The organism is Janthinobacterium sp. GW821-FHT03A03 (assembly GCF_059421435.1).
The window spans coordinates 84,907-100,562 of sequence record NZ_JBWKUZ010000017.1 but is presented as its reverse complement, the minus strand read 5'-3'; the positions used below and the strand labels follow the sequence as shown (position 1 = coordinate 100,562).

Annotated in this window: 17 protein-coding genes; 9 read left to right on the top strand and 8 right to left on the bottom strand. The window is 63.7% G+C overall.

The genetic code is table 11. The features are described 5' to 3' along the window. Position 1: 1 nt before the first annotated feature. On the top strand, positions 2–853 hold the full coding sequence (locus AC07VI_RS23355) for a flagellin N-terminal helical domain-containing protein (RefSeq protein ID WP_086145658.1): 852 nt from the start codon (positions 2–4) through the stop codon (positions 851–853). A gap of 3 nt (positions 854–856) precedes the next feature. Here AC07VI_RS23355 and AC07VI_RS23350 read toward each other — a convergent pair whose 3' ends face one another. Next, positions 857–982, bottom strand: a complete 126-nt coding sequence (locus AC07VI_RS23350; protein WP_301178808.1) for a hypothetical protein — start codon at positions 980–982, stop codon at positions 857–859. A 58-nt stretch (positions 983–1,040) separates the two neighbouring features. Between AC07VI_RS23350 and AC07VI_RS23345 the strand changes: the two genes are divergently transcribed. After that, positions 1,041–1,895, top strand: coding sequence for a flagellin N-terminal helical domain-containing protein (locus AC07VI_RS23345; RefSeq protein WP_086145659.1), 855 nt, complete (start codon positions 1,041–1,043; stop codon positions 1,893–1,895). Positions 1,896–1,951: 56 nt separating this feature from the next. Further along, a complete protein-coding gene (locus AC07VI_RS23340) occupies positions 1,952–3,061 on the top strand; it encodes a hypothetical protein (protein WP_492993696.1) in 1,110 nt (369 codons plus the stop codon). A gap of 55 nt (positions 3,062–3,116) precedes the next feature. Here AC07VI_RS23340 and AC07VI_RS23335 read toward each other — a convergent pair whose 3' ends face one another. The 7 genes from AC07VI_RS23335 to AC07VI_RS23305 are packed head-to-tail and all read right to left on the bottom strand — an operon-like array spanning position 3,117 to position 9,457. Next, positions 3,117–5,204 (bottom strand): flagellar biosynthesis protein FlhA, encoded by a 2,088-nt coding sequence (locus AC07VI_RS23335; RefSeq protein WP_086145661.1) that lies wholly within the window; start codon positions 5,202–5,204, stop codon positions 3,117–3,119. Beyond that, positions 5,201–6,340 carry a flagellar type III secretion system protein FlhB gene (gene flhB, locus AC07VI_RS23330; RefSeq protein WP_086145662.1) on the bottom strand — a complete coding sequence of 380 codons (1,140 nt, stop codon included), beginning with the start codon at positions 6,338–6,340 and terminating at the stop codon, positions 5,201–5,203. Before flhB ends, AC07VI_RS23335 begins: the two co-directional genes overlap by 4 nt. Before the next feature lie 20 nt (positions 6,341–6,360). Next, the gene (locus AC07VI_RS23325; protein ID WP_086145663.1) at positions 6,361–7,158 is read right to left on the bottom strand and encodes a flagellar biosynthetic protein FliR; all 798 of its coding nucleotides are present in this window, start codon (positions 7,156–7,158) and stop codon (positions 6,361–6,363) included. A 13-nt stretch (positions 7,159–7,171) separates the two neighbouring features. Next, positions 7,172–7,444, bottom strand: coding sequence for a flagellar biosynthetic protein FliQ (locus AC07VI_RS23320; protein ID WP_034757874.1), 273 nt, complete (start codon positions 7,442–7,444; stop codon positions 7,172–7,174). A gap of 3 nt (positions 7,445–7,447) precedes the next feature. Then, a complete protein-coding gene (gene fliP / locus AC07VI_RS23315; RefSeq protein ID WP_086145664.1) occupies positions 7,448–8,218 on the bottom strand; it encodes a flagellar type III secretion system pore protein FliP in 771 nt (256 codons plus the stop codon). Then, a complete protein-coding gene (locus AC07VI_RS23310; protein ID WP_086145665.1) occupies positions 8,215–8,580 on the bottom strand; it encodes a FliM/FliN family flagellar motor switch protein in 366 nt (121 codons plus the stop codon). The genes fliP and AC07VI_RS23310 overlap by 4 nt, the downstream gene beginning before the upstream one ends. Before the next feature lies 1 nt (position 8,581). Beyond that, a complete protein-coding gene (locus AC07VI_RS23305) occupies positions 8,582–9,457 on the bottom strand; it encodes a FliM/FliN family flagellar motor switch protein (protein WP_172404737.1) in 876 nt (291 codons plus the stop codon). A 550-nt stretch (positions 9,458–10,007) separates the two neighbouring features. Between AC07VI_RS23305 and fliE the strand changes: the two genes are divergently transcribed. From fliE to AC07VI_RS23275, 6 genes are read left to right on the top strand one after another with little or no spacing between them, the layout of a single operon-like run. Further along, positions 10,008–10,346 (top strand): flagellar hook-basal body complex protein FliE, encoded by a 339-nt coding sequence (gene fliE, locus AC07VI_RS23300; RefSeq protein ID WP_086145668.1) that lies wholly within the window; start codon positions 10,008–10,010, stop codon positions 10,344–10,346. 60 nt (positions 10,347–10,406) lie between these two features. Beyond that, positions 10,407–12,143 (top strand): flagellar basal-body MS-ring/collar protein FliF, encoded by a 1,737-nt coding sequence (gene fliF / locus AC07VI_RS23295; RefSeq protein WP_086145669.1) that lies wholly within the window; start codon positions 10,407–10,409, stop codon positions 12,141–12,143. Continuing rightward, positions 12,121–13,161 (top strand): flagellar motor switch protein FliG, encoded by a 1,041-nt coding sequence (locus tag AC07VI_RS23290; protein WP_086145670.1) that lies wholly within the window; start codon positions 12,121–12,123, stop codon positions 13,159–13,161. Before fliF ends, AC07VI_RS23290 begins: the two co-directional genes overlap by 23 nt. Continuing rightward, complete coding sequence (gene fliH / locus AC07VI_RS23285; protein WP_099375832.1) at positions 13,158–13,847, top strand: flagellar assembly protein FliH; 690 nt, start codon at positions 13,158–13,160, stop codon at positions 13,845–13,847. The genes AC07VI_RS23290 and fliH overlap by 4 nt, the downstream gene beginning before the upstream one ends. After that, on the top strand, positions 13,844–15,154 hold the full coding sequence (fliI, locus tag AC07VI_RS23280; RefSeq protein WP_086145672.1) for a flagellar protein export ATPase FliI: 1,311 nt from the start codon (positions 13,844–13,846) through the stop codon (positions 15,152–15,154). Before fliH ends, fliI begins: the two co-directional genes overlap by 4 nt. 8 nt (positions 15,155–15,162) lie before the next feature. After that, a complete protein-coding gene (locus AC07VI_RS23275) occupies positions 15,163–15,600 on the top strand; it encodes a flagellar export protein FliJ (RefSeq protein WP_086145673.1) in 438 nt (145 codons plus the stop codon). Positions 15,601–15,656 lie beyond the last annotated feature (56 nt).

Here is a 15,656-nt window from a genome sequence, read left to right as displayed (position 1 = left end):
CATGCTGAGCCTTCACACTAACAACGCTGCACTGTCCGCACAAAATTCGATCACCCGCACCCAAAACCAACTGTCGACCTCGATGACCCGCCTGAGCACCGGCTTCCGCATCAACTCGGCAATGGATGACGCAGCAGGCTTGCAAATCGCAACCCGCCTGAAAGCACAAACCAGCGGCATGACCGTTGCAATGTCGAACACCCAGAACAGCACCTCGATGCTGCAAACGGCCGAAGGCGCGTTTGACGAAGTCACCAACATGCTGATCCGCATGAAGGATCTGGCAACCCAGGCAGCCGATGCTTCGTCGGGCGCCAAAGACAAGACCGCCATGCAATCGGAATACGATGCACTGGGCCTGGAACTGTCGAACGTGATGAAAAACACCACCTTCGGCGGCAACAAGCTGCTGGTAGGCGGCACCTTGGCTTCGTCGATGACCTTCCAGATCGGTGCAAGCTCGACCGAAACGATGGCATTTGACGTTTCCGCCAAAATGACCAGCCTGACCGCATCGCTGGGTTCGGCTACCGCCAACTACGCTTCGGCCGCCACCGGCACCGAGCTGACCAGCGCCGCCAACGCCACCATCGCCCTGCTGGAAACGGCCATCGGCGACGTCGGCACCGTTCGCTCGGCACTGGGTGCTGCTGCCAACCGTCTGGACCACGTCAACACCAACTTGTCCAACATCGCCACCAACACCAAAGCCGCTACCGGCCGCATCATGGACGTCGACTTCGCTACCGAAAGCTCGAACATGACGTCGTCGCAAATGCTGCTGCAAGCTGGCACCGCAATGTTGAAACAAAGCAACAGCATGTCCTCGATGGTCATGTCCCTGCTGCAATAATTTTTACCTGCATGGCCGCTCGCGGCCTGCCAGCAAAAACCAGGCCGCGGCCTGGTTTTTTTTCGTTCCGCGCAGCGGCAGGCGCGCCCGGAAAACTATTTCCCCGCAATCTTTAACGATGTGCTCCATGCGGTCGCCTGTTTGCTGGGTAGCCCCGTAAACTGCCGTCATCCACAGGAATCGCCGAGTGCTGAGCCTTCACACCAATATCGCCGCACTATCCGCACAGAATGCCGCCGCGCGGGCGCAAACGCGGCTGTCGACGTCGATGACGCGCCTGTCCACCGGCTTTCGCATCAATTCGGCCATGGACGACGCGGCCGGCCTGCAAATCGCCACGCGGCTGCGGGCCCAGGCAAGCGGCATGGCCGTCGCCATGCGCAACACGCAAAACAGCACTTCGATGCTGCAAACGGCCGAAGGCGCGTTTGATGAAGTGACCACCATGCTGATCCGCATGAAGGATCTGGCCACGCAGGCCGCCGATGCATCGTCGGGCGCCAAGGACAAGGTCGCCATGCAGGCCGAATACGACGCCCTGGGCCTGGAACTGGCCAACGTGATGAAAAACACTAGTTTCGGCGGCAACAAACTGCTGGCCGGCGGCACGCTGGCATCGGCCATGACGTTCCAGATCGGCGCCAGCCAAAGCGAGACGATGGCGTTCGACGTCTCGGGCAAGATGGGCAGCGTGCTGGCCTCGCTCGGCGCGGCCAGCGCCAACTTCGGCGCACCCGCCGCCGGCACCGAACTGACGGGCAGCGCCAACGCCACCATCGCCCTGCTGGAAACGGCCATCGATGATGTGGGCGGCGTGCGCTCGGCCCTGGGCGCCGCGGGCAACCGCCTCGACCACGTCAACAATAACCTGGCCAATATGGTCACCAACACCCGGGCCGCCATCGGCCGTATCATGGATGTCGACTACGCGGCGGAAAGCGCGAACATGACGTCGGCGCAAATGCTGCTGCAAGCGAGCACGGCGATGCTCAAGCAAAGCCAGAGCATGCAGAAAATGATACTGTCCCTGTTACAGCCATGATGGCTGACGCAGCCTGATTCTCCGGCTTTTATAGACTTTCATCTGGACATAGTGGCATGGCGATAGACCGCATTTCATCGGGTAACCCTGTTCCCCTGATTACCCAGCGCCTCGACGTCAGTCCCGCCACGCCGATGACGCCTGGCGTGGTGCAGCCGCTGGTGCCCATCGGCCCCTACATGGCGCCCGCGCCCGACGCCGGCACCCTGCCAGCGCAACTGCAGCAGCAAGGCCAGGACAGCCTGGCGTCGCTGATCAAGCCGAACGCCGATGGCGCCGCCGGCGCCATGCCGCGCGACAGCAGCGCCATGCAGGTCAATCAGCTGTTCTTCACGCGCCAGCTGGTCTGGCAGCCGCCCGACGCGGCGCAGCTGGCCGCCTCCTGGCGCGTGATGGTGCGCACCTATGGCGAGCAATATGCGGCCCTGCAGGAGCAGGCGCGCGGCCAGCACGTGCCGGGCAACCTCTTCATGGCCGAGCAGCAGCCCGCCCTGCTGCGCGAAGGCCCGCGCCCGCCCTTGAGCATCGACAGCGAAGCATGGCGCTTTGCCGTCTACGGCTGGGGCGGACAGCGCCTGCTGCTGCGCGTGCTGGCCAGCGATGCCGACGAGGAAGAAAGCCCGCCCCGGCGCCGCGGCAAGGTGGCGCTGCGCGTCGAACTGGTCATCCTCGGCATCGGCCGGGTGGTGATCCAGATGGAGCCGGCCGGCGACGGCGTGCTGCTGGAACTGGCCGCCGATGCAGAGAGCGCCCTGCGCCATTTGCGCCTGGTCCTGCCCGGGATCGCCGGCGCCGTGCACCGCGCCGGCCTGCGCGTCGTGCGCTGCCGCCTGAACCGCCAGCTGCACGCGCAGCGCGTGCATGGCAATTTTCCCATGCAGGCGGGCGCCGCCTCGCTGTCGCCGGCCCTGTTCCGCGCCATGGCCGAAGTGGCGCTGCTGCTGACGCAGCCGGAAGCGGAGGCGGCGGCCGATCCCGATGCGCCCGCGACGCCCCCGGCTGAAGCGGAAAAGGAAGTCCTCTTCATCTCGAAGGAAGTGCCGGCCCCGCTCGGCTACGACTATGGCGACGCGACGGCGGACGGACGGGAAGAGGAAGTGCTGCTGCTGGCCGGACCGGCAGAGCCAACGCAGGATTTGCTGCCGCCAATCGACGAACAGGATTGATACAGCGCAATAAAAACGGCGCCCGAAGCGCCGTTTTTGTTGTTTACCCCACCATTTACCCCACCGTGCCGATGATGCTCACTTCGCGGTTTTCCGGGATTTCGTTATACGACAGCACGTGCAGGCCGGGCGCGAACAGGCGCGCGTAGCGGGCCAGCAGCGGACGGATCTGCGGCAGCACCAGCAGCAGCGGCGGCGTGGCCTGCTGCTTCATCTGCTCGCGCGCCACCGGCATGTTCACCTGCAGCTGCGACAGCAGGTGCGGGTCGATCGGATAATTATCCAGAGTCACCTTGCCCGACTGGCGCGCCTGGTTCAGTGAACCGAGCAGCATGTTTTCCAGCTCGCCGCCCAGGTTGAACGCCTGCATTTCCATCTTTTGGCCGAACAGGCCGCTGACGATCTGGCGCCGCAGCGCGCAGCGCACTTCGGCCGCCAGCAGGATCGGGTCCTTGGTCGTCTCCGAGCTGTCGAGCAAGGTGGTGGCGATGGGCACGATGTCCTTCAGGGACACGTTCTCTGCCAGCAAGACGCGGAACACGCGCAGCATCTGCGTGTGCGTCAACGCCTTGTCCAGCGCGCCGGCCAGCTTCGGCGACAGGGCCGTCAGGCGCTCCATCAGGTTCGAGACGTCTTCGTGGCGGAACAGTTCCGGCAGGTATTCGCGCACCATCTTCGACAAGTGCGTGGCGATCACGCTGGGCGCCTCGATGACCTGGTAGCCGAGACCCAGCGCATGCGCCTTTTCGCCCGGTTCGATCCATGTGACAGGCATGCCGTAGGCCGGCTCGATGCCGGGTATGCCGTCCAGCTGGCCATACACGTTCGGCGACGGGATCGCCATCAGGCGGTCGGCCTGCACTTCCGCCTGCGCCACCACGGTGCCCGACAGCACGATCGCGTATTGCGACGGCTTCAGGGCCAGATCATCGCGCACGCCGATGTTCGGCAGCAGCAAGCCCATGGCTTCGGACAGGCTCTGGCGCACGCCCTTGACGCGCTTGTTCAATGGCTCGCCTTGCGTTTTATCAACCATGCCCACCAGTTTATAGCCCAGCATCACCATCAATGGCTGCACGGCCGGCAGTTGCTGCCACTCCAGCTCGGCCGGGCGTTCCTCGCGCAGGGCCGCCTCGATGGCCGCCATGCCGGCCGCGTCCGGCCCCTTCACGCGCTTGGTGAGGCGCCAGGCGACAAAGGCCAGCACGGCGGCGAAGGTCATGAACATGAACCACGGCATGCCCGGAATCAGGGCCAGCGCCACCATCATGCCGGCCGCGCTGAAGATCACCGTTGGCGACGTCAGCACCTGGCCGGCAACTTGCTGTTCGAAATCGCCCGAATCGCTGATGCGGGTGACCAGGATGGCGGCGGCGGCCGACAGCAGCAGCGCCGGGATCTGCGCCACCAGGCCGTCACCGATGGTCAGCAGCGCATATTGACGGAAGGCGTCGCCGAACGACAGGTCGTGCATCAGCGAGCCGATGGCCACGCCGCCCACCATATTGATGATCAAAATCAGGATACTGGCGACGGCGTCGCCGCGCACGAACTTCGAAGCACCGTCCATGGCGCCGTAGAAATCCGCTTCGGCGGCCACGTCCTTGCGGCGGATCTGGGCTTTTTCCTGGTTGATCAGGCCGGCGTTCAGGTCGGCGTCGATGGCCATCTGCTTGCCCGGCAAGGCGTCCAGCGTAAAGCGCGCGGACACTTCGGAAATACGCTCGGCACCCTTGGTGACGACGGCGAAGTTGATAATCATCAAGATTACGAAGACAACGATACCGACGACGAAGTTGCCGCCGATCACCACGTTACCGAAGGCCTCGATCACCTTACCGGCCGCATCCGCGCCCGTATGGCCGTGCAGCAATACCACGCGCGTGGACGCCACGTTCAGGGTCAGCCTGAGCATGGTGGTGGCCAGGATCACCGTCGGGAAGACGGAGAAATCGAGCGGCCGCTTGGCCGAGACGCTGACGAGGATGACGATCAGTGCCAGCACGATATTGAATGTGAACAAGATATCGAGCAGCACGGGCGGCAGCGGCAGGATGATCATCGCCAGGATCACCAGCAGGAACAGCGGCGTGGCGAACTTGTGGCGGCGCATTTCAGCAACCACGCGGTTCAGGAAATTCATGAAGGTACTACCTCGCTCAAATGAGATGGCACGACCACCTCGGTGGGAAATGGGGGCTGGGCGGCACGCTGCCCAGTACGGAATGCTTTCAGCTGCAGTATGTAGTTGAGCACCTGCGACACGGCCTGGTACAGCTGCACGGGTATCTGCTGCTGCACCTGGCTGGTGTTGTAGATGGCGCGCGCCAGCGGCGGCAGTTCCAGCGTTTCAATATCGTGCTCCTTCGCCACCTGCCGGATGTACAACGCCATCTCGTCGACGCCCTTGGCGACGACAAACGGCGCCTCGGCGCGGTCCTGGTCATATTTCAGGGCCACGGCGTAATGCTCGGGGTTGACGATCACCACGTCGGCGTCGGGCACGGTCTTGCGCACGCTGCGCCGGCCGATCTGCTGCTGCAGCTGGCGGATGCGCTGGCGCACCTCGGGCCGGCCTTCGCTGCTTTTATGCTCTTCCTTGACGTCCTGCTTGCTCATGCGCTGGTTGCGGGCAAAGAAAAACGCCTGCGCCGGCACGTCGATGATGGCGAACAGGATGAACACGGAAATGAGGGCCATCAGGCCGTCGAGCATCAGCGCCGAGCCATCGAGCATGGCCTGCTGCAGGGGGCGGTGCTGCAAGTCCACGTATTGCACCAGGCTGGAACGGCTGACGTGCACCAGCACCATGCCCAGCACGGCGGCCTTGGCGATGGACAAGCCGAATTCAAAACCATGCTTGGGCGACACCAGGCGGCCCAGATTCTTGGCCGGGCTCAGGCGTTCCATCTTCGGCATCCAGTTCTTCGTGCTGATGACCCAGCCGCCTGGCACCAGCGAGCCCAGCACGACAAACAGGGGCACGCAGAACAGCGGCACGATCATCTTGATCAGCAAGCCCACCGAGGTGGTAAACGCCATCGACATGGCATTGTCGAGCGCGCCCTTGCTGTCGAGCGGCATGAAGGCCATGGCGAACAGCTCGCGGAACGTGTCCAGATAGCCGGGCAGCAGGAACACGAACAGCTTCATGCTGATCAGGATGCCCAGCGCCGTCGACAGGTCGCGCGAGCGCACCACCTGCCCTTCCTGGCGCGACTTCTTCAGCTTTTGCTGTGACGCCTTTTCTGTCTTGTCGCCCGTGCTGCTATCGGCCATGCTTCACACCTTTCCGCGCGCTAGCCATGGGCCACCCGCATCTGTTCGGCGATCATGTCGAGCACCCGGTTGGTCATGGCGATGTAGTGCTCGGGGATAAAGCGCACGATCTGCACCAGCATCAGCAGGCCGAACATGGTGATCATGGAAAAGCCCAGCGAAAACAGGTTCAGCGACGGCGCCACGCGGTTCAGGAAGCCGAAACCCAGCTGCACCACCATGGTGGAAAACACGATCGGCATGGCCAGCAGCATGGCCGCGGCGAAAATCCACGCCACGTTGTAGGCCACCGTCTGCAGCAGCAGCGGGCCGTAGCCCTGCCCCACGGGCCAGGCCTTGAAACTGGCGCCGATGACGCCCGTCAGCACCAGGTGCCCGTCGATGGCAAAGAAGACAATCATGCACATGATCGTCAGCAAGCCGGTGATGACGTCCGAGGAGGTGCCGTTCAGCGGGTCATTCATGACGGCCATGGAAAAGCCCACCTGGCTCGACACCAGATAGCCAAGCACCGACATCACCGACATGGCGAAGTGGAAGGCCAGGCCCAGCACGAAGCCGACGACGGCCTGCTCCAGGGTGGCGACGACGGCGTGCAGGGAAAACGGATCAATCTTCAGCAAGTCCTGCGAGATGCCCGACGCCTGCATCACGGGCAGCATGAGGATCGCCAGCACCAGCGACAGCAGCACCCGCACGGGCACGGGCACCATGGCGTCGCCGATCACGGGCGAGGCGCTGAGCATGGCCAGGATGCGGCAGAACGGCCACCATACGGCCAGCAGAAACGGCAGCACCTGATTGAAGATCTGATCCATGGGGCGCGCAGCGCTATCCGACCAGGGTGGCCGCGCGCTGAAAAATGGACACGCAATAATCCATCAGGTAACCGGCCATCCAGCGCCCGGCCAGTATCAGGGCCAGCAAGGTGACCAGCAGGCGCGGCAGGAAACTCATGGTCTGCTCATTGATCGACGTGGCCGCCTGCACCAGCGCAACCAGCAGGCCCATCAGCAAACCTGGCACGACGAGGATGACCACCAGCAGCATCACGACATGCAGCGCTTCGATGATCAGGTCGACGGCGACTTCAGGGGTAAACATGGGTCAATACGCCTGTATGCTGGTAACTAAGGTGTTGACGGTCAGCGTCCAGCCGTCGACCAGCACGAACAGCAGCAGCTTGAACGGCAGCGAGATGACGAGCGGCGACAGCATCATCATGCCCATCGCCATCAGCACGGACGCCACCACCAGATCGATGATCAGGAACGGTATGAACAGCATGCAGCCGATCTGGAACGCCGTCTTGAGTTCGGACAAGACAAACGCGGCCAGCTTGACCGTGAAGCTGTGGTCCTGCGGGCGCATGGTCGACGGCTCGCCGGCCAGGTGCGCGATCTGCGCCAGGGCCGCCTTGCTCGTCTGCGCCAGCATGAAGCGCGAAATCGGCACTTCGGCAATCTTCAACGCTTCCTGCATGCCGATCTGGTCGCGGTCGTACGGCACGAACGCTTCCTTCCACACCTGGTCGCCGATGGGGCGCATGACGAGCAGGGTCAGGATCAGGGCGATGCCGGTGACGATACGGTTGGGCAAGCCCTGCTGCAGGCCCAGGGCCTGGCGCAGCAGGGAAAGCACGATGACGAAGCGGGTAAAGCTGGTCATCATCATGACCATCACGGGCAGCAGCCCGAGCAGGGTCATGACGACGAGGATCTGCATCTTCACCGACAGGTCGGTCTTCGCGCCCGGCACCACGCCGGACAATAGATCCTGGGCGCCGGCGGCGCTGCAGCACAGCATCAGAACGGGAACGGCGAGCGCCGCCGCCAGCGTGCCGCGGCGCCGGCTCAAACCGGGTACCGCCAGCTTCATGCTGTCATCATGTCGAGATTGAGACCGTCGAGGTCGATGACTTTGAGGCCATAGTTTTCGCCGGCCACCACCACTTCGGCGCGGCCGATCGGCGTGCCGTTGACCTTGATCACCAGCGGTTCGCCGGCCAGCATATCGAGTTCGATCACGCTTTCAGGGCCGATGGCCATCAGCTCCTCGAGCGAAATGCGGGCCGAGCCCACTTCCAGGGTCAGGGTGACGGGAATCTTGCGCATCATCTGCGGAATGTCGCGTCGCGCGCGGCCGCTGGGCACGTCGGCAACGTCGCCCTGGTCGATGATCATATCGTCGCCCAGGTCTTCCAGCAGGGTTTCGCTCTGGTTGGTATCGGTCATATTCATATTATTCGACATCTTCAAATGAGGTTAAACAGAGCTTGCCCTTGTGTTCGGAAACGGCGGCCGTAAACAAGCGGGAATCGTCGAGCATGACGTCGGTACGACTCAGGCTGACGGGAATCACGTCCCCCACGCGCAGGTCGAACAAGGCGCCCAGCTGCATTTGCTTGCTGACCAGCCGGCCCTCCAGGGTCACCTGCAGGCGCGACGCCAGCGGGCGCACGCTGCGCAGGGCTTTCTTGGCCTGCGCCCGTTCGGGCAGCAAGCCGCGCAGCACGTCGGCCATCAGGCGCTTGTCCAGCGAGAACCAGAAGTAACCGCTCTGCCCCGCCTCGACATCGCTGAGCGCCACGGTGACGACCCAGGCGCCGCGCGCCGGATGCACACCCGACTGTACGCCGATTTCGGCGGCGGTGTCGATGGCGCTGGCTTTGCCCAGCGCTTGCAGGTTTTTATGGATGCGCGCGAACAGGCTGGTAACCAACTGTTGTCCCAGCACCACAGCCAGACGCTCTTCGGTGGCAGTCACGCGCACCAAGGAGGGATCGGGCAATACGCCCTTCGCGCCGGCACTACCATAGCGATAGTTCAGGACACTGAGCAGTATCTGGCGTTCGAGCGTGAAGCCGGCCTGACCGGCCGGCGTGGAAAAACTCAGCCAGCGGTTCACGCTGTCCTCGTCCTCGGCGCGCGCCAGGGTGACGGCGTCGATCTGGAAATTACCCCAGTAGCGGCGGCTCATGGGCTGGCGCAGCGCCGCCGCCAGGTCGTCGCGCAGCTGGGCGCCGAATACATGCAGCAAATGGACAGGACGTCCAAGCAGACAGGAATCCAGGGCTTGATGGCGTACGGTTTGATCTGTCTTGGTAATGGTTGTCATGTAGTGGTCATGTCGGTATTGCGGTGGCAGAACAAATTATACGGATCGCCCGAAATTAAATACAGCTTCATCTTGGCATTGCTGACTCTGACGCAAGCAAACGGTTGCGCATCGTATCGCATGCTAGATGACTACGGTGCTGAACAATACATGAAAATCATAAATATTGCCATGTATCAATATTCCTTGAGCCAAAGCTCTCTTTACTTTATAGTTGCCGCGAGGTAAGCTTATAGCGACAAAAAGCAGATTTGCAGTGCGCCATTCCGCTTACCTGATTCCGGTTTTTATGGCAGTTTTCAGCCCCTCTTGATTGCCGCCTGTAGAAACTTTTATCAGTTATTTATTGTTTATCATGGCCATGTGAATCGATGCGCAGGTTTGCTGGGTTTGTTTCAATCTGCTTGCGGCGGATGGTGTGGCAACTGATAAAACTGATGGGCCCTGGGAATCGGGCTGGAGCGAAAGGCGTGCAGCGCCGATTTCGCTGGAATGGCAACACCAGTATTTCTGATTGATACGTCACCGCATATTGAAAGTAGAGGGCAAGATGAGCAACGAACTCGCAGGTTTGATCAAGGCCGATCTGGCAGCACTGAGCAACGACGCGCGCGCCCTGGGCGCCAGCATCGCGCCGGCGGCCCACTTCGGCGGGCCGGAACAATCCGGCTTTTCCTTTGCACAAAGCATGAAAGACGCCGTCGGCAAGGTCAACAACGATGACCGCATGGCCGCGCAAAAAATGAGCGACGTCGACAGCGGCAAGAGCGATGACCTGGTCGGCGCCATGCTGGCCAGCCAGGAAGCGGGCCTGTCCTTCTCCATGTTGATGCAGGTACGCAACAAGGTCATGGGCGCCGTCGATGAACTCATCAAACTGCCTCTGTAATCTTCACGTCCTGATCCACGCCCAGCCTCCCAGCGAAAGTTACCCCAAGTGATTACCCCCATGAAGTCCGCATTTGCGCGCTGGCGCCTTGGCGCCCAGCCCGCCATCCCGCCCGCCCTGCTGAAAAACCTGGTTCCCATCGTCGTGCTGGCCATCGGCATCACCGCCATGGTGACCATGTATGCCTGGCGCGACCAGGCCAACTACAAGCCGGTCTTCGGCGCGCGCGAAAAAGTGGCCGTGACGGACATGATGGCCACCCTGGACGCCGAGCACATTCCCTACCGTTTGCATCCGGACAGCGGCCAGGTGCTGGTGCCCGACGCCATGCTGGGCAAGGTGCGCATGCTGCTGGCCTCGAAGGGCGTGACGGCGCAGCTGCCGGCCGGCCTGGAGCTGATGGACAAGAATGACCCGCTGGGCGTGTCGCAATTCGTGCAGGATGTGCGCTTCCGCCGCGGCCTCGAAGGCGAATTGTCGCAAAGCATCATGACGATGGACGCGATCGCTTCGGCGCGCGTCCATTTGTCGATTGCCAAGTCGACCTCGTTCGTCGCCAGCGACGGCGACAAATCGTCCGCCTCCGTGGTCGTGGCCCTGAAACCGGGCCGCACCCTGGCGCCGGAACAGATCGCCGCCGTCATCAACATGGTAGCCGGCAGCGTGGCCAGCCTGGCGCCCACGCGCGTGAGCCTGGTCGACCAGGGCGGCAACCTGCTGTCCTCGCACATCGACCTGGCCGACGGCTTCGACGCCTCGGCGGCCGGCAATGAAGGTGCGAAACGTTTCCAGGATGAAATTCGCCGCAACGTCACGGGCCTGCTCGGCCCCGTCATCGGCGAAGACAACTTCAAGCTCAGCGTCACGGCCGCCGTCAACAACGACCGCGTGGATGAAACGCTGGAAAAATACGGCGAAGCCCCGAAAGTGACCAGCGAAGCGATGCGCGAAGAGCAGGAGCGCAACCGCACCGTGGCCGGCGTCCCCGGCAGCCTGTCGAACCGTCCGCCGGCCGCCGCCGTGCCTGCGCCCACCGATGCGGCGGGCAATCCGCCAGCCGATGGCGCACCGAAGCCGGCCGATGACGGTACGGCGCGCAAGAACGCCACCACGCGCCAGTACGCGTACGACCGCAGCATCACGCAGATCAAGCGCAGCCGTGGCCGCCTGGAAAAACTCAGCGTCGCCGTCGTCCTCAACAGCGCCGCCGCACCGAATCCGAAGACCGGCTGGACCCCCGCCGAACTGGGTAATATTGAAAAAATGCTCAGCAGCGGCCTGGGCATCAACGCCCAGCGCGGCGACAGCCTGAGCCTGACGGCCCTGGCCTTCCCCGCCAAGCCGCCCGTGGCGCAATGGTGGGAAGAGCGCGATACCGTCGTCGACTTCAGCAGCTGGCTGCTGTACGCGCTCGGCGCCGTGCTTGGCTACTTCCTGATCCTGCGTCCGCTGATGCGCCTGCTGACCTCGCGCCTGGCGCCGCCCGTACTGAAGCAGCTCGATCCCGCCCTGGCCCTGAACGGCGCCGGCGCCGGCGCCGCCGCTGCAAACGGCGCGGCCGTGGCCGGTGCGCCAGCCTTGGGCCTGAGCGGCTTGCCGGCCCTCGAAGGCGAAGCGGCCGCCGGCGGCGGCATGCCTGTCGTGCCGCTGCTGGAAAACTATGACTTGCCGCCGCCCGGCTCGGCGGTCGACGTGATGGTCGACCACCTGAAAGTGCTGGCGGAAAAAGAACCCGAGCGTGTCGCCGAAGTCGTCAAACAATGGATGCAGAAAAATGGCCGAACTCAACAACAATAATTTCCCGGACGACGCAGAAGTCGAAAACGTCAGCCTGAGCCCCGTGGAACAGGCCGCCATCGTGCTGCTGAGCATGGGAGAAGAACAGGCCGCCAATGTGCTGCGCTGCCTGTCGCGCGAAGAATTGCTCGAAGTCACGCAAGTGATGTCGCGCATGAGCGGCATCAAGGTCGAAGCCGTGAAAACGGCCATGCAGACCTTTTTCGACGACTACCGCCAGCAAAGCGGCGTGCACGGCGCCTCGCGCAGCTACCTGAAGCGCTCGCTGGACATGGCGCTGGGCAGCGATATCGCAAATAGCGTGCTCAACAACATTTACGGCGATGCCATCCGTCCCAAAATGGCGCGCCTGCAGTGGGCTTCGCCAAAATGGCTGGCCGAATACATCGTCAACGAACACGTGCAGATGCAGGCCGTCTTCCTGGCCTTTTTGCCGCCCGCGCTGGCCGGCCAGATCCTCGACGCCCTGCCCGCCGAAGGCCGCGACCTGGTGCTGCTGAACCTGGCGCGCCTGGACGAGATCGACCGCGACCTGCTGGTCGAGCTCGACGAGCTGGTGGGCCGCTGCCTGGGCACGCTCGACACGCAAAGCACCAGCGTCGAAGGCATCCGCCAGGCGGCCGAGATCCTCAACCGCATGCCGGGCAACCGCGCCGCGCTGGTCGAGCTGCTGCGCGCGCACGACCCGGACGTGGTGTCGGAAATCGAACTGAGCATGTACGACTTCCTGATCCTGGCCACGCAGAGCGACGTCACGCTCACGCGCATCCTGGAAGACGTGCCGATGGAACAGTGGGCCATCGCGCTCAAGGGCGCCGAGCCGTCGATCCGCGAAGCCGTGCTGAAAACCATGCCGCGCCGCCAGGCGCAAAGCTTCGAAGACATGATGCGCCGGTCCGGCCCCGTGCCGCTGTCGCGCATCGAACAGACGCGCCAGGAAATCATGGCCACCGTCAAGGGCCTCGCCGATGCGGGCGAGATCGAAGTGCAACTGTTTGCCGAAGCGGTGATTGAATGAAGCACTTCCGCTCGTATCGTTTCCCGCCCCTGTCGCAATTCATCGCCGCCGGCCAGCGCGCCGCCAGCGAGGACACGGACGGCCAGTGGCAGGCATCCGTCTCGGAAGGCTTCGAACAGGGCCAGCGCGACGGCTACGAAGTGGGCCTGGTGCAGGGCCAGCAGGATGGCTACGACGCCGGCCGCAGCGACGGCGTGGCGCAGGGACGTGAAGAGGGCCGCAATGAAACCCTGGTGGCGCTGGACCGCCTGGCGCGCCCCGTCGACGCGATTTTGCGCGACCTGAAGAAAGTGCGCGCCGATTACCGCGAAGCGCAACGCAAGGAAGTGGTCGACCTGGTGGCCAAGGTGGCGCGCCAGGTGATCCGCGCGGAACTGGCCTTGCAGCCGGTGCAATTGCTGGCCCTGGTCGACGAGACCCTGGCCTCGATGCCGCCCACGCGCGAGGAAATCGACGTCTTCCTCAATCCGGAAGAACTCAAACGCATCAGCGAACTCGATCCGAAGCGCGCCAAGCGCTGGAACCTGATCGCCGACGCCCGCCTCGACGCGGGCGAATGCCGCATCAAGGCCGGCGACAATGAAGTCGACGCGGGCTGCCATCAGCGCCTGTCGGCCTGCATGGAGCAGGTCAGCAGCCACCTGGCGCTGGCCGCCGAACACGCGGACCAGGGCGCGCCTGCATGATCGCCGACACGCTGCGCAGTTTCGAGATCGGCGATATCCCGGTCGCGACACCCACCGGCCGCCTGGTCGGCGCCTCCGGCCTGCTGCTGGAAAGCGCCGGCTGCCGGCTGCACACGGGCCAGCGTTGTCAAATTGAAACAGTCAATGGCGAATGGCTCGATGCGCAAGTCGTCGGCTTCCGCGAAAAACTCTCTTACCTGATGCCGTTCAAGAAGGCCACGGGCCTGACCACCGGCGCGCGCGTGCTGCCCCTGCCCGACAAGGCCAGCCTGCAGATCGGCCAGTCCTGGCTGGGCCGCATGGTCAATGGCCTGGGCGAGCCCATCGACGACCTGGGCCGCCTCGGCGGCGAACACATCCTGGAAGTGACGCCGCCGAAGATCAATCCCCTGAAGAAACAACCGGTGGTCGAGCCGCTGGACGTGGGCGTGCGGGCGATTAACAGCATGCTGACCCTGGGCAAGGGCCAGCGCGTGGGCCTGATGGCCGGCTCCGGCGTCGGCAAGAGCGTGCTGCTGGGGCTGATCACGCGCCAGACGGTGGCCGATGTCGTCGTCGTCGGCCTGATCGGCGAACGGGGCCGCGAAGTGCGCGAATTCGTCGAAAAATCGCTGGGCGCCGATGGCTTGAAGAAAGCCGTGCTGGTGATCGCGCCGGCCGACGAGTCGCCCTTGATGCGCATCATGGCCACCGAACTGTGCCATTCCATCGCCGCGCATTTCCGCGACCAGGGCAAGCACGTGCTGCTGCTGGTCGATTCGCTCACGCGCTACGCGATGGCGCTGCGCGAAGTGGCGCTGGCCTTGGGCGAGCCGCCGGCCACGCGCGGCTATCCGCCGTCCGTGTTTTCGAACCTGCCGCAGCTGGTGGAAAGCGCCGGCAACGGCGCCCACCCCGACGGCAGCATGAGCGCCATCTATACCGTGCTGGCCGAAGGCGACGACCAGCAGGATCCCGTGGTCGACACGGCGCGCGCGATTCTCGACGGCCATATCGTGCTCACGCGCGAACTGGCCGAGCGGGGCCACTACCCCGCCATCGACATCGCCGCCTCGATCAGCCGCTGCATGGCGCAGGTGATCACGCCCGAACACATGCAGGCGGCGCGCGCGCTGAAGGCGTCGATGGCGCGCCACGCGCGCGTGCGCGACCTGATCCCGCTGGGCGCCTACGTGCCCGGCGCCGACCCCGTCACCGACCGCGCCGTGCAACTGCACGCGCCGATCGAGGCCTTCCTGTGCCAGGGCACCAAGGAAGAGGCGCCGATGGGGCCGTGCATCGAACAACTTGAACAGATCATGGCCTAGGAGCAAACGTGAGCGACGCGCATACCATACGCAACCTGACCACCCTGGTCGGCCTGCGCAGCACCGAGGTGGAACGCCTGCAAGGGGAAATGGCGGCGCAGACGGCCGTGCGCGAGCGTTACCAGAAAAACCTGGAACGCCTGACGGGCCTGTACACGGATAGCGGCCCCAGCGGCGCCCTGCCCCTGGCCCTGTCCGTCAATTGCGGCAACTTCAAGCAGGCCGTCATGCAGATGGCCGACCAGCACCGCACCGATTTGCACCTGCACGAGGCCAACATGGCCATTTCGCAGCGCGCCCTGAACACGGCCTGGGCCAAGCGCGAGGTGCTGGACCAGGTGCTGACGCAAAAACAGAAACATGTTGCGAATGAGCAACAACGCGTTGATGCCAAGCGGCAAGATGAGCTGGCAACCCAATTCTGGTTCCGCGGGCAGGTAAAATAATGTTTGTGTAAGTTTCTTTCAGGAAAACTTCACAAAACGGGAATGGGGGTCGCCTT